The organism is Clostridium sardiniense (assembly GCF_016907995.1).
Taxonomy (GTDB): Bacteria; Bacillota; Clostridia; order Clostridiales; family Clostridiaceae; genus Clostridium; species Clostridium sardiniense.
This window is the reverse complement of record NZ_JAFBDA010000009.1, coordinates 109,698-124,595: the sequence shown is the minus strand read 5'-3', so window position 1 is coordinate 124,595 and position 14,898 is coordinate 109,698. Positions and strand designations below refer to the sequence as shown.

Annotated in this window: 13 protein-coding genes; 3 read left to right on the top strand and 10 right to left on the bottom strand. The window is 27.3% G+C overall.

Features of this window, described 5'->3' with window-relative positions; translation table 11 throughout:
• Positions 1 to 549: 549 nt before the first annotated feature.
• The 3 genes from JOC62_RS19360 to JOC62_RS09580 all read right to left on the bottom strand — a co-directional run bounded on the left by JOC62_RS19360 (position 550) and on the right by JOC62_RS09580 (position 2,009).
• Positions 550 to 681 (bottom strand): hypothetical protein, encoded by a 132-nt coding sequence (locus JOC62_RS19360; protein WP_279381516.1) that lies wholly within the window; start codon positions 679 to 681, stop codon positions 550 to 552.
• Between the two features lie 83 nt (positions 682 to 764).
• Positions 765 to 995, bottom strand: coding sequence for a hypothetical protein (locus JOC62_RS09585; RefSeq protein WP_204595044.1), 231 nt, complete (start codon positions 993 to 995; stop codon positions 765 to 767).
• A gap of 249 nt (positions 996 to 1,244) precedes the next feature.
• A complete protein-coding gene (locus JOC62_RS09580) occupies positions 1,245 to 2,009 on the bottom strand; it encodes a DeoR/GlpR family DNA-binding transcription regulator (RefSeq protein WP_204595043.1) in 765 nt (254 codons plus the stop codon).
• Between the two features lie 179 nt (positions 2,010 to 2,188).
• Here JOC62_RS09580 and JOC62_RS09575 point away from each other — a divergent pair, with 179 nt between their 5' ends.
• Positions 2,189 to 2,980 (top strand): HAD family hydrolase, encoded by a 792-nt coding sequence (locus JOC62_RS09575; RefSeq protein WP_204595042.1) that lies wholly within the window; start codon positions 2,189 to 2,191, stop codon positions 2,978 to 2,980.
• Positions 2,981 to 3,060: 80 nt separating this feature from the next.
• Here the strand turns inward: JOC62_RS09575 and JOC62_RS09570 are convergent, their stop codons facing one another.
• Positions 3,061 to 7,917 carry an Ig-like domain-containing protein gene (locus tag JOC62_RS09570; RefSeq protein ID WP_204595041.1) on the bottom strand — a complete coding sequence of 1,619 codons (4,857 nt, stop codon included), beginning with the start codon at positions 7,915 to 7,917 and terminating at the stop codon, positions 3,061 to 3,063.
• A 757-nt stretch (positions 7,918 to 8,674) separates the two neighbouring features.
• Here JOC62_RS09570 and JOC62_RS09565 point away from each other — a divergent pair.
• On the top strand, positions 8,675 to 9,349 hold the full coding sequence (locus JOC62_RS09565; RefSeq protein WP_204595040.1) for a hypothetical protein: 675 nt from the start codon (positions 8,675 to 8,677) through the stop codon (positions 9,347 to 9,349).
• A gap of 74 nt (positions 9,350 to 9,423) precedes the next feature.
• On the opposite strand, the gene JOC62_RS09560 is transcribed toward JOC62_RS09565, so the two are convergent.
• Both JOC62_RS09560 and JOC62_RS09555 read right to left on the bottom strand, forming a co-directional pair.
• Positions 9,424 to 9,660 (bottom strand): hypothetical protein, encoded by a 237-nt coding sequence (locus JOC62_RS09560; RefSeq protein ID WP_204595039.1) that lies wholly within the window; start codon positions 9,658 to 9,660, stop codon positions 9,424 to 9,426.
• Between the two features lie 99 nt (positions 9,661 to 9,759).
• Entirely contained in the window at positions 9,760 to 10,131 is a 372-nt protein-coding gene (locus tag JOC62_RS09555) for an eL24 family ribosomal protein (protein ID WP_204595038.1), read from the bottom strand.
• Between the two features lie 461 nt (positions 10,132 to 10,592).
• Here JOC62_RS09555 and JOC62_RS09550 point away from each other — a divergent pair, with 461 nt between their 5' ends.
• The gene (locus tag JOC62_RS09550; protein ID WP_204595037.1) at positions 10,593 to 10,892 is read left to right on the top strand and encodes a YciI family protein; all 300 of its coding nucleotides are present in this window, start codon (positions 10,593 to 10,595) and stop codon (positions 10,890 to 10,892) included.
• A gap of 209 nt (positions 10,893 to 11,101) precedes the next feature.
• Here the strand turns inward: JOC62_RS09550 and JOC62_RS09545 are convergent, their stop codons facing one another.
• The 4 genes from JOC62_RS09545 to JOC62_RS09530 all read right to left on the bottom strand — a co-directional run bounded on the left by JOC62_RS09545 (position 11,102) and on the right by JOC62_RS09530 (position 14,670).
• Entirely contained in the window at positions 11,102 to 11,992 is an 891-nt protein-coding gene (locus JOC62_RS09545; RefSeq protein ID WP_204595036.1) for a sensor histidine kinase, read from the bottom strand.
• Positions 11,993 to 12,057: 65 nt separating this feature from the next.
• Positions 12,058 to 12,912: an ABC transporter permease gene (locus tag JOC62_RS09540; protein WP_204595035.1), complete on the bottom strand. Its 855-nt coding sequence runs from the start codon at positions 12,910 to 12,912 to the stop codon at positions 12,058 to 12,060.
• Positions 12,912 to 13,829 carry an ATP-binding cassette domain-containing protein gene (locus tag JOC62_RS09535; RefSeq protein ID WP_204595034.1) on the bottom strand — a complete coding sequence of 306 codons (918 nt, stop codon included), beginning with the start codon at positions 13,827 to 13,829 and terminating at the stop codon, positions 12,912 to 12,914. Before JOC62_RS09535 ends, JOC62_RS09540 begins: the two co-directional genes overlap by 1 nt.
• 142 nt (positions 13,830 to 13,971) lie before the next feature.
• Positions 13,972 to 14,670: a response regulator gene (locus tag JOC62_RS09530; RefSeq protein ID WP_204595082.1), complete on the bottom strand. Its 699-nt coding sequence runs from the start codon at positions 14,668 to 14,670 to the stop codon at positions 13,972 to 13,974.
• Positions 14,671 to 14,898 lie beyond the last annotated feature (228 nt).

The window sequence follows — 14,898 nt, the reverse complement described above, 5'->3', positions numbered from 1 at the left end:
CAATATTTAATCAATTTTCTATTTATTGTTAATTTAAATATAATTTGGCATATATCCATAGGATAATTGTACCAATGATAAGTATTATAATATGTTCTAAAAATATATACATAATATCATCATTATATTTATTTTCACTAATTCTCTTAATTAGTATAACAACTAATGTAATAATTGCTACAGTTAAAGAAATCAAAAATGACTTTATTTCTAAATTTTTTAAAGTAGTATTATTTTCTAGAAAGTAATTTATTTCCTTATTATATAGTTTATTATCTAATGAATACTTGTAATTTATATTCTCCCTCTACCCAAATACCAATTTTGTATATTTTAGCATATGAGGATTATTTATATAACATAGTTTAGATAATAATATCCTTAATTCTTTCTTGGTGGCAATAAAAATATTACTAGAACCGTAGCAACTGCAGGCACTGTGGTACCTCCTGAAGGAATTAAAGAAAGTATTCCTGCACCAATCAGTAAAAAAACACCTAATGTTTGTAATTATTCTGAAGAAAGTATTGATTTATCCTTGCTAGCTAATTATTCTTGACCTTTAGTTACACCCACTGAAACCATAATAGATCCATATATAGTTTGTTGTATTCTTATAATAATGGCTTGATAAACATCTCTACCATCTATAGGAAGTTTATATTCCATTGTTTCTTCCACTATTTCTCCAGTAGATACCTCTAGTTTATAAGTTATAGAATCTCCTACTGTTATACCAGCATTTATTCCTTGTAATGTATTTTCTAAATTTTTTGAGTAAAATCAAAAGTTACTCCACTACTAAATGCACCTTGAGTTAATGATGCAGCTAGGTCCTTTGATGCATCAGAAGTCATCTGAATACGCTTTCCAAAATCAACAATCTTTGTAAGTGTTACTTTAGCTCTTACTGATATTCTTGGTGTTAGCGATATTGTTTTCATAGGAGTTTCTATATTGAACCCACTAAACATTGTTTCGGAGCCCTTAAACATTCCTATATTTCCTGCCTTTTTTAAAGTACTTTCATCACTTTATCCTGTACCTTACTTCCTAATTTTAATAGTATATTGTCAGTTTATCCCATTATTCGATTATTTTAGAGTAATACCTTTTTAAGAATTATTTACTTACAAGGTTAAAAAATATAAATATGCATATAGCTAGACAAACTGTTATTATATTTACTCTAACAATAAATTTTAAATAATATATTGTTACTTTATATATAATATATTTTTAACTTAAACTAACTTCACACCATACTCTTTAAGTCCCTCAATAATATTCTCACTTGGCAGTTCCTCTGTAATAATACAATCAATATCTTTTAAATTTGAAAAATTAAATGCTCCATCCATATTAAATCTTTCATTTGGTGCTATTAAATATCTCTTCCTTGATATGCTTATAACCGCTCTTTTAGTACTTGCATCCTCTGACTCTGATACACTAACACTTCCATCTTTAATATCTATACCACTACACCCTATAAAAGCTTTATTACATCTATAAAGTTTAATTTGATCAATAGCATACGAGCCCACACTTCCACCTACAAGTGCATTATAATCTCCTCCAATAAATATAAAATTTATCTTTGAATTTAATGGAATTAGAGATGATATTTCAAACATATTAGTAATTAAAGTTATCTCTCTGTCACTCTTTATAAGTATTTTCGCAAGGATATATGAAATACTTGATGCATCTAAAAATATCGTATCTTTATCATAAACCTCCTCAGATGCTTTTCTTGCTATAATCTCTTTAAGTTCAGTATTTTTTCCTACTCTTTTTAAGAAGCTCTCCCCATTTACTATAATACGCTCTCTCTTAATAGCACCTCCATAAGTACGTTTAAGAAAATTTTCTTTCTCTAATACTTGAAGATCCTTTCTTATCATGCTTTCACTTACTTTAAATTCCTTGCTTAAGTCTTTAACAAATACTTTTCCGTCACGGTCAAGCATTTCTAATATATATTTATGTCTTTCTTCAATAAACATAATATTCTCCACCTATTCCTATTTATTATCATTATATTAATGATAATATAACTACAATATAAATTCAATTGACTTTTACAATTATTTACTTTAAAATGATAATAAACAGTAATAAATGATAACAATTAAATGTGGACTAGCTATGAAATTTAATATTAAATAGAAAAGAGGTTGGGATTATGAAAAAAGCAATATTTTTTGATATCGATGGGACTCTTATAGATTGTGTAAATGGGTTAACTGATATCACTCCTAAGGTAAAGAAAGCAATTAAAAAATTACAATCAGATGGAAACTATGTATTTATAGCAACTGGTAGACCATATGCATTTCTTAGTGAGTCCTTATTAAATTTTGGATTTGATGGATTTGTTCTTACAAATGGTGCTCAAGTAATTATTAATAACAAAATGATTTATAAAGAACCTTTGGACAAGGATTTTGTAAAAGAATTAGCTGAAAACTTTGATGAACTTCACATTCAATATATTCTGCAAGGTGAAACCTACTCATATATAAAGAATGAATTTAAAGAATTTTATTCATTATATACTAGTATAGATATACCTGAAAAATATCTAACTAGAAATTATGATATTAATGATATAGATGTTTATAAGATAGAAATGTTATGTCCAGATGATAGAGCTATGGATTACTGCTTATCTATAGTAAATACCAATAAAGATTATACTAATACATACGATATAAATTTAAAAACTTTTGAGCTATATTCAAAGCATAATACTAAGGCAACTGGAATCTTAAAAGCATTAGAATATTTAGATATTCCACTTAAAAATAGTTATGCCTTTGGTGATGGCATGAATGATATTGAAATGCTATCTACTGTTGGTTGTGGAATAGCTATGGGAAATGCTAATGATGATGTAAAGATTTATGCCAAAGAAATAACTGATACAGTTCATAATGATGGTATAGCTGTAGGAATAGACAAGTTTATACTTTAAAAGCTTTATTAATAAAAAAGTAGAAATACCTTTATGTATTTCTACTTTTATTTAATACCTTAAAGTCTATTTACTTTTTATTAATCTTGCCTTTTCTTGCTATACAAGAAAATTAATCCAAATCCAATTAAAGCAATCAAAGCACCTACCTTTACTAACGTATCACTCATACCTGTTTCTGGGAAATCGTCTTTATTTTCATTAGGTTTATTACTATTACTTGGATTTTGTTGCTTATCAGGATCTGCTGGCTTCTCATTATCTGGCTTATCCGTATCTGTTGGTTTCTCTTCGTCTGGTTTATCTGGATCTGTTGGCTTATCCCCATCTGGTTTATCTGGGTCTGTTGGTTTATCCTCGTCTGGTTTACCTGGGTCTGTTGGTTTATCTGGGTCTGTTGGTTTATCCTCATCTGGCTTATCTGGGTCTGTTGGTTTATCCTCGTCTGGCTTATCTGGGTCTGTTGGTTTATCCTCGTCTGGCTTATCTGGGTCTGTTGGTTTATCCTCATCTGGATCATTAGGATTTGTTGGTTTTTCTTTAAGTTGATTAATTGCTTCTTGAAGTTTTTTAATCATTGAATCACGTTCTGCTTCTGAATTAATACCATTTCCTACGCCTTCTTGCACCTCTTTAAGGACTGATATAAATACTTCTTTTGTCTCGTCTGTAATATTTTCTAAATTTATATTCTCAGCCTTTTCAATTAATGCAGTTAAATCTCTAATATCTATTTGCTCCTTTGCATTTTCAATCGTAAATGTTTTAAATTCAAGTGAACGTCCATTTTCATGAATAATTCTTATAACAATTTCATCACCATTTTTAACTTCAATTGTATCTGTTCCTTTTAAAGTCTCTACTTTAACTCCACTTCGCTTCATAACTGATACATTTGCATTCTTATCATTAGCTTTAGCATCAATTACAACTTTATTTGTCTTATTTTCTAAATCAATTTTATCTGATTCAAGATCTACACTATTATTATTTAAAACTATTTCTTTAATACCTTTTTCAATTGGTGCATATCTCATTACATGTACAGTATGCTTTGTCTTTGTAATACCATCATGAGCAATAGCTTCAAAAGCAATACTATTTACACCATTATATACTGGAACAGTAACTGTTGCTTTATTTCCTACTTGGTTTACTTCATACTCAATTCCATGATCATGATTTTTTGCAATAAGCTTATCTGTTCCTTCAGTTAATTCAACATCAAATTTTATAGTGCTATCTTTTTTATCTGTATTAATAAATGAATTTTTATCATCAAGATTAATTTTCCCAAACCCTTTTGCATTAATGGATTTAATACCAGTAGTATTTGATTTAATTTTATTAAGTTTGACACTACCAAACCTTCCATTTAATACGTTTTTATCTTTAATATCAACAACTTCTTCAGTTTTATTATCATAATCCATAACATGAAGCTTTGTAATCATTGCTGGAATAGTAATTGTATCTCCATCAACAACTTTCTTACCATTCACATAAACCCCTTCAAGTTCTTGTGCTTTATGAGAAATTGTTGTATCAAGTATATTTGAAAATTTACCACTTGGTAATTGTGAAACAACATATATCTTATAATCACCATCTTGTGATAACATAACCTTAGTTCCTTCTATAAGATGTGTGTTACCATTCCCATTCACAATTACAAAGTTCTTACCTTCATAATTTGAATCAAATGTCATATTTATAGATTCATGATTAATAACTTCATGACTTAAATTTGAAATCGTAAATTCTGATTGATCTAAAATCATAATTGGCAAAGATTTAGTTGCCATGATTTCATCAACTGTACCATTGCCCATTTTTATATCTGCAATCTTTAAATCTTTATTTGCTTGAGCATTACCCCATCCTGCAATAGCAAGTTTTAAATTATCTCCAAAGCTTTTAATATCAACTGTTTGAACTTTCTTTTTAACTCCATCTATTATGGAATATAAATTTACTAAAGTTCCTTGTTTTTCTATTGCAAATGTTGCTTTGCGAACACTATTTTCACTTGTATTATTAGTTGAATATTCAGTTCCCCTAGCATTTACTTCATGAACTGTACCAATTCCATCTGCATGAGCTCGTTTTCCTATTGATAGATAATTATTACGATCAACTGTGCCATCAGCCTTTTCCTTCATAATTAAGAAATATGCTGAATCCCAATTAGAACTAGCTCTCTCTGGCAGACCATCAATAGTTACAATTCCTGTGAAATTATTTTTATCAACTGAATCTAAATTAAGAGTTACAAGATTACTTAGTGTGTTATCATTTCCCCATAGATCATTTCCACTTTGACGTGTTATATTAATGCTATCTTCACTAATTATACTATGATTATCTTTATCTTCAATTTTAATAATAGGATTTAAAACTTTTTGGTCATCATTCTTATTTACAACTATAAATAGATTTTTTTCCACACCTTCATACTTTGCTGTAATTCTTGCTAAGCCTGATTTTAAACCATAGAATTTATTATTATCAAATCGAATAATATCTTTATCATGAATTGTATATTCAATTTCATCAGCATTGATATCACCTTTAACCTTAAAGCTTATACCTGATTCATCATTTATACTCATTACATCTGACTCAAATTCAAAATCTACTACTGGCGTATCTGATGCTTTTGAAACTTTTATTTCTTGTTTATTTGATTCAATAATTGTATCGTTCCATATATAATATGCAAACACTTCAGCGCTACCTTCTTTATGAGCTGTCATCTTTCCATTTTTATCAACACTTACAACCTCTGGATTTGTAGATGCGTACTGAACATCCCTTACTGCCTCAGAAGGTTTTGTATTTTCACGTTTCGTTAGAACCTTTAGGTTATCAGTCATTTTTAGATTATCAGTACTCATTCCTTCTAATAAAACATTTTGTTTTAATCCATCATCATAAAAATTATTTTCTAAAATTACATTCTTACTATTTTTAAATTCTAAAACGTTTGCAACACTTCCTGAGTTTCCTTCTGGTCCACCTGGTAATGTCTTAGGACCTTCCACTACATTACCATCATAAGTTAGCTTTAAATTACTTTGGTTACCAACTTGTAATTCTGTCTTACCTTCAACATTTAGCTCTACACCTGGATCTAATCTAAATACTTTATTATTTCTAAACGTTAGATTTTCTACACTCTCAGCACGTACTGCTCCATCACTTTCTAAATAAAATGTATTATCCTCAATTAAGATATTCTTGTGTATTGGATTTGATTCATCTGGCAGACCTCCACCTTTTGTTACTGGATGCACATATATTCCTGGTGCATATTTCCACCATGTACGCCCTAATGTTCTAATATTAAATGTATTATTTCTAATTTCTAAATCACGAATAGGTCCAGATTCATACCATTCATCTGAATCATTTGAGAAAAACATTGTTGGCATTGATGGTGACTCAAAATAGTTATCTTCAATTACAACCTTTTTACGTGATGTTGCAAGAATCATACGAGTAAATACATTTTTAAATTCATTATTTTTAATTAATATTTCTGGAGTGTATGTGGCATTCTCAGCAACAAATTTTGGCTCATTTCCAATGCGCTCATTTAAAAATGATGGTACTTCTTCTTCAAATTCTACAATCATCTCTTTTAAATTATCACTTGTTGGTCCTTCAACACTTTTAACTGTATATTCTTTTTCATTATCACGAGACTCTAGTGTATCACGTGTATAGAATACAACTTTATCACCTTTATAATACTGTTTAAATCCACCTTGTTGTGCATGAACATATTTAAGTTTAAGCTTATGAGAACCAATAACTTCTTCTACACGTGTAAATGTACCATGAATATTTATTGGATCATCATGTGTGTTATTAAAGAATGAATTTTTTATTTCAATCTTACCTTTTGCCCCTGAAACATGTATTCCATCTGCGAAACTTGATGTGTTACGTCCAGTTTCTATATCTGTTTCCATGCGGATACCATCAAAAGTTACGTTTTCTGCCATCTGCACTAAAAATCCAAATCCATGCATATATGATATTTTTGTATTAATAATATTTACATCTTTACTCTCCCATACAAAAGCACCTGCTGTAGGACGTTCTGCATTAGATACTAATTGAAAATTCATTCCTTTTACTAGATCAAATGCTGGATTTGAATTATATTTAATTCTAACCCTTGAATTATCTAATTTTTCAATTGATTTAGCATTAGTAAATGGATTCTGATGTGAATAATAGCTACGTCCCATTAATTCTGTAGGATATTTAACTGAAATCCCATAATTTCTGTGATCATTACGTTCTTGCCAGTAATATTCACCATTAGATTTTTGTTCTGATTTCCACAAAATATTTGCACCTTGAATTTCATAATTTAAATATTCTGGAATAAAGTAGTCAACAGTCTTGTTGTCCATATCATAATCAAGTACTGTCATTTCTGATGTTGTAGGTATCTGATAGTCTATGCTTAGATTTTTAATCGTTATATTTTCAGACTGTAAAACTGCAAGAGCCATCATATCACCATTAATAATAAACTTTGCTCCTCCCCCATCAATAGTTAAGTTTTTTTGTCCTTCAATTAATATTCCTATTGATTTATTAGGAAATCTTACACTATCAGTATTTGAAGTATGAATTTCACGAATTTGAGCATTCTCTTTATGAGTCTGATAAATACCATTATCAAATTTTAAAGTAACACTCTTTCCCTGCTTACCTAACTCTTTTACTGCTTCAAATACCTTAACTAACGCCTTTGCATTATCATTTTTTCCAGTTGGATCAACTCCATAATCATGTGCATAAATAACTATATCACTATCATCTGCTGCAAATGCCATAAATGTTGTACTACTTATGTTTGATACTGTTAATGCCAATAACATAAAAAATACTATTGTTTTTTTATTTATTTTTTTCATTTCCCCCTCCTATGAAAACCTTTTCTAAAATAACTATATTAATTTATTGATACTATCTTTTCTCCCCCTCCTTTTGTTTATATTTGTACAAAATTAAATATTTTTTCTATATTACGCCTTTTATTTAAGATCTCTAAATCAAATTTTAAAGATCTAAAGTACACATCTTTTTACTTAACAATTTTAAAATCAACTGATTTAAGTTATAGATTAATTTATCTTATTATTAATTGTATTTATTGGATACATAATTAATATATTTGTTAATTTGATATTTAATGAGTAATTATAAATACTTTTATTAATAAAAAAATGATTGAATTTATTAAAAAATCAATATTTTTAATATATATAGAACATTAATATCTACTGCTTCTTGTGGAATTGCTATGGAAAATGCTAATGATGTAAAGATTTATGCTAAAGAATTAACTGATATAGCATATATTGTGGTCTTGTTTTAGTAATAGGCAAATATTTTAAAGTTTAACAAAAAGGATCTATTTATATAAATTCTTTTTGTCATAATAGAATCTTAAATATATAAAAAATAAGATTTTCATATTCTGAGTATAATAGTATAACTATTTTTTATAGAATATAATTATTATTTTTACTCTTATTGTATATCCTTTTTTCAATTTCGATATATGAGTGTAGATATATAGTATAAAATTTGTGATAATATGATTCTATAAATGATTATAAAACGTTATGTAATACTTTATATTATAAAAAATGAAGGAAGGCCTTTTAAATGAGAAAGAAATATTTATTAGCTGGTGTTATAGTCATAGCTATTTTAATTGGAACATTTATTGTTAAATTTAATTCTAAACAAAATAATACACTTAAAACTACTGCTCAAAATCAAATTGAAAAAGCTAACAAATCAACTCAAACAAGTAAAAATGATAAATTAACTCAATTAAAACACTCCATTGAGCCTTCTGAAATAAAGCAATATAATAATTCAGATAAATCAAATCAATCTGATGAACAACCTAAAGTAAATCAATCTAATGAGAGAACTCACCCAATGCAACCTAATGAGTCGCCTCAATTAAATAAAACTAATGAACAAGTTTCTAAAGAACAACCTTTATCAAAGAAAAAATTTATATCATTAATATTAAAGGAAGAAATATTAAATCAATCAGTACCAAAATACATTATTCCTATAAAAGCTATAAATCCAAATAGCTCTATTAATTCTGTTAAATTTAAAGAAGTTGATAATAGTGATAGTTTCTTATGTAATGATAATAATAAGCTTGATAACGGTATATTAGTTGGGTTACAAGGTTTTAATCCAAATGATATTGATCATTATTTTATAATAAAGGATTATGATGCTATTAAAAATGGTGGTAATGGATTAATTGATAAAGGTACAATATCTAATAATGGACAAGTTAAATTTTTTCGATAACTGATACAGTGCATAATGATGGTATAGTAGTAAAAATAGACAAGTGTATACTTTAAATTTAAAAGAGTAGAAATCTACTCTTTTTCTGTTTTCTTCCACTCAATATAATTATAAATTAGTCCTATTGAACATACTACAGCAATCAATATTGTAAATGTAGTATTTAAAATAATATTGTCACTTATATACCACATAAATGCTAACAAAATAATACATATAGGTGTCCCCCATAAATTCCTAATAAATTTTCTTCTATGACTTAAATTCCAATATATTAGCTCAAAACCTTGATCTACTTTAGTTTTTCTCATAAAAAATTCTCCTTAGTAAATTAATATTTTCTTTTTTCTATGTAACCTACTACTTACACACTGTTCTTTCCACATAATATATACAAAAATATATTATTTTTAAAAAGTATATATAAGGATTCCTATAATTATAAGTATGACTCCAAATGTTCTTGCAATATTTATGCTCTTCCTTATTCTAGCTAACTCTATAAAACCGAAAGTTGTATATGGATAAATTGTTATTGTCAAACCAAATGATATAAAGGGTAAGACTAATCCCCATACTCCACTTAAAAAGCAACCAAATATAGATATAATACAGCTAATTATTAGTAGTAATAAAAACTTATTTTTGTTTTTCTCCACATCATTATAGTCTTTATCAAACCTTTTCTTACACTCATCACAACATGTATAAAAAGTGTTATTATCTATAGATACTTTTCTACTAATCCCTGTACATTTATTTCCACAGTAACTACACTTCAAAACGCACCACCTTTTTTCCTCATATTTCCATTATATATTAAATATTATTTCTTATCCAACAAGTTCTTATATCATATTAATAACTGAATTTATTTATAGATACTATTCAACTTAGGAAATTTATGAAAAACTAAAACATTATTTATATTTTAGGAATATACTAACGATATTTTATTCTTTTTTAATTCTGTAACAACAAAATAGTTAAATACCTACTATTAAAGAAATCATGTTTAATATATTAAAAGTGTCCCCTATACACACCAACATATCACCAAATAATTTAACATTCTATGATGCAGTATTAGAGCCAAATATTGTAGCACTTATATATTTTGTTATCTTAGCTATAAGTTTAAAATATGATATAATAAAATTAAACAAGATAGTATTTAAACTAAAGATAAGATCAAATATATTTAAAAACTTTAGTTATAATTCATAGTTGAAGGAGAAGAAAAATGAAATATTTTATGGTTGAAGGAATAATAAAAAATCCAGATTTAATTAATGATGATATTATGAAAGAACATATGGCCTATTCTCAAAAAGCAATAGATAACGGATTAATATTAATGTCTGCTCTTAAGTCAAATATGAGTGGTGGACTATTTGTTATGATAGCAGATTCTATTGAAAAGATAGATGACTACTTATCTATTGAACCATTAAAAGTTCATGGGATACAAGATTATAAAATTATAGAATTTACTCCTCATTACTTTAATCAATCCTTAGCAAATGATTTAGTAAATAATTAATAAAGTGATTTTAAATTCTTATCTTATTATTTTCTCGTTTATATAATTCACTTTAACGAATAATATAAAATTTATATAGAGTAACTTGTTAATTTTCAGCAAAACTATAAGGTAGTCCACCATTGGGCTACCTTATAGTTTCGCTTCTTCATATTAAATTTCATCTAATTTTAGTCTGTAGACATGATGATTTTTAATTATTATAAAAGTTAAACTTTTTTCCAAATAATTTCAATATATAATTTATCATTATCCAACTTAGCGCTTATATTATGTCCAAGTTTTTCAACAAATGTCTTTGTTATAGCTAATCCTAAGCCTGTATTGTTTTTTGTTCTTGATTTATCTCCTATATAAAATCTATCAAATATCTTATGAACCTGTATCTCTTCACTATGATCAACAGAGTTTATGAATTCAGTTACTATAAAATTCTCCTCTTCTTTTAAATTAATACTTATAAATTTCCCTCCATGCTTTATCATATTTCCAATAAGGTTTGAAAATACCCTATTGATAGCATTCTCATCAGAAATTATATTTGAAGTATTATCTTGAATTTCAATACTAGGTTCAATATGATTACTTATAAAACTACCATAATATGTAGCTATGTTTTCAACCAAAATATCCTTTAAATTGATATTCTTAAAGTTAAATATATAATCATTACTGTTTAGCCTTGATAAATCATAGAAATTTGTAATCAATCTTTGTAAACTTCTTGCTCTTTTATCTACTATATCAAGATACTTCCTTTTTTCTGCTTCACTACTTTTATCATTTTTTATAAGTTGTATATATCCACTAATAGAGGTTAGAGGTGTTCTTAAATCATGTGACATATTTGATATACTTCTTCTAAGCTCCTCATCCATTCTTTTATTTTCTGCTCTAACCTTTTGATTCTCATCATAAATACCATTTATATCTTTTACAAGTTCCTCTATTTCATTATCTATATAATTAGTTTTTATATTAATATTTTCCCCATTCCACTCCCTTATCTGTCTTGATATATTTTTAATTTCCAACTTAATCCTTACTATGTAAAATACTAAACATATAATAAGAAAAATCAATACGCTCTTTATAACCATACTACTCTCCCATAAAATACTAATAAGGTGACTCCTAAAAGAAGCACCTTAATTTAGTGAAAATCTTATTTTATATCCTGTTTATCAAATATCTTAGTTCCTATTCCTAAAGAAAGACCCATTGTTACTAAAGAAATTCCTATAGATCTTATTAAATCGCTAGTCTCTGCATTCTGTGATGTTGCTAAAGCATTATTATAATATGGAGTCATTTCATATATGGAATCAAATGTAGGATAAGTTCCATAGAATATACTTATTATTGTTGGAATTAATACAAATAAAACCACTGTAATTCCTATGGTTGCTCCATTTCCTTTTACCAAGGAACTTATTATCATAATTAAAGCTATTACTGCTGAACTTGCCATTATTGAAGCTAAGAATGTCATCGCCATTTTACCTACATCAGCTAACAATATATCTCCGAAACCATTAATAAAACCCGTTCCTATAAAAGATATTAAAGTTATAATTAATGTGAATATAGAAACACCTACCACCATAGCTATAAACTTTGATAAATAAAATTTTGTTCTACTCTTTCCATAAGCTAGTATATTTTTCATAGTTCCTTCCGAATATTCTTTGGCTAAGAATCCACCAACTAAAACTCCTATTAAAATTTCAATTATACCTACTCCAAAAGATACATAATAAACATCTAATGGACTATTTCCTCTTGGCATATTAAATCCAATTCTTCCTGGAGTAACAATTGATCCAGTGGCTTCGCTTGTTTGAGCCATTGCCTGTACCTCCTCAGGAATATTAGACATGGATTCTTTCATTAAATTATTCATTGTATCTGAAATTGAAAATATACTTATAAAAGCGAATATAACACAAATCATGCATAATACCTTAAAAGCCTTATTTTTCATTAGTTTAAATACTTCTGCTTTAATTAATCTATTCATTATTTAGCACCTCCAACTAGTGTCATAAAATATTCTTCTAAACTTTCACCCTTTAAACCTATACTTTCAACTATAACTCCATTTATTGAAAGTGTTGAATTTATTAATCCAACTTGGTCTAAGTTATCAAAGATTTTTATAATATTGTTTTCTAGTACTATATAATTTTTTATTCCCATTTCTTTCTCAATTAAAACAACAGCTCTATCTTTATCATCAACCTTAATCTCTACATTTTGTCTACATTTTTCATTAAGCACTTCTTCTGAAATCTCTTCTATAAGCTTACCTTCACTCATAATCCCATAGCAAGTTGCAAGTTCTGAAAGCTCCCCCAAAATATGACTTGATATTATTATGGTCATATCTTTTTCTTTATTTAATTTTTTAAGAAGCTCTCTTATTTCAATTATTCCCATTGGATCTAACCCATTTATAGGCTCATCTAATATAAGTAGTTTTGGATTTCCAAGTAAAGCATTTGCTATCCCTAATCTTTGCTTCATACCCAAAGAAAAATTCTTAACTCTTTTCTTGCCTGTATCACTTAATCCAACTAAATCTAAAACTTCATCAACACACTCCTTGCCTGCTATATTCCTAAATATTCTTGAAACCTCTAGATTTTCCCTTGCTGTCATATTAGGATAAAAAGCAGGAGATTCGATTAAACTTCCTATCATAGTTCTAGAATCATTTAATTTCCTTTCTCCATTTCTACCAAATAGCTCAATATGTCCACTTGTTTTATGAGCCAAACCCGTTATAACTCTAATCAAAGTTGTTTTTCCTGCTCCATTTTTACCTATTAATCCATAAATATCACCTTTTCTAACAGTGATGTTTATATCATCATTTGATAGCTGATTTCCGTATTTTTTAGTTATGCCATATGTTTTTAAAACTAAATCTCTCATTTAAAATCCCCTCCTGATATCTTATGGCTTATTCTATAGAGAATTTTGTAAGATATCATAAATCAAAGATTAAGCAAATCTTAAGTTTTTATTTAGCTCTCTTAAGATATTTATTTTATATCTAGGCTTTAATAATAACTAGTTAATTAATCTCTTCACCTAATTTAAAGCCTATACCCCACACGGTTTTTATATATTCGTTTTCTTGGTCTAGTTTTGAAAGCTTTGTTCTTAAATTGCTTATATGGACATTTACTGTGTTATCATCACCTAAGAATTCATTGTTCCATGCGGATTCAAATAAGTTTGCTCTTGTAAAAACCTTCTTTGGATTTGATATTAGAAGTTCTATTATAGAAAATTCCCTTGCAGTTAATAGTACTTCTTTATTTCCTATAAAAGCTTGTCTAGTTTCTAAATCTAGAACTAAATTTTTATATGTAAACTTAGTTTTTTTAACTTCTTTTTTAGAAAACTTTTTATATCTTCTAAGCTGAGCCTCTACTCTAGCAAGAACTTCATCATTGTCAAAAGGTTTACTTATAAAATCATCAGCTCCTAGCTTAAGTACATTTATTTTGCTCTGAACTCCTTCCTTGGCAGATATAACTACTATTGGAACAACACTCTTATCCCTGATCTTTTCTATAAGCTCTTCTCCACTAATTCCAGGTAGCATTAAATCAAGAATTACAAGATCATACTCAAATTGCTCTATACACATCATTCCTTCTGAACCAGAATATGCTTCCCTTACTGAGTACCCTTCCGTCTCAAGTATTCTAGAAATAAGATTATTTATATCAACATTATCTTCAACAATTAAAATATTCAATTTTATCCCCCCATAACCATACTCAAATATTAATTTTATACATATAAATATTTATAATACTTATTTTCTCTACTATTTTATTACTATCTACATCAATTAAATTTTCTTTATCATCTATTTTTAAGTTTCTATAAATTGTTCTTGTATCAATTGCAATTATAGTAAATATATATCATAAAAATACCCATATTATAAAATTAATGATACTATAGTACCATTAATTTTATCAATAAT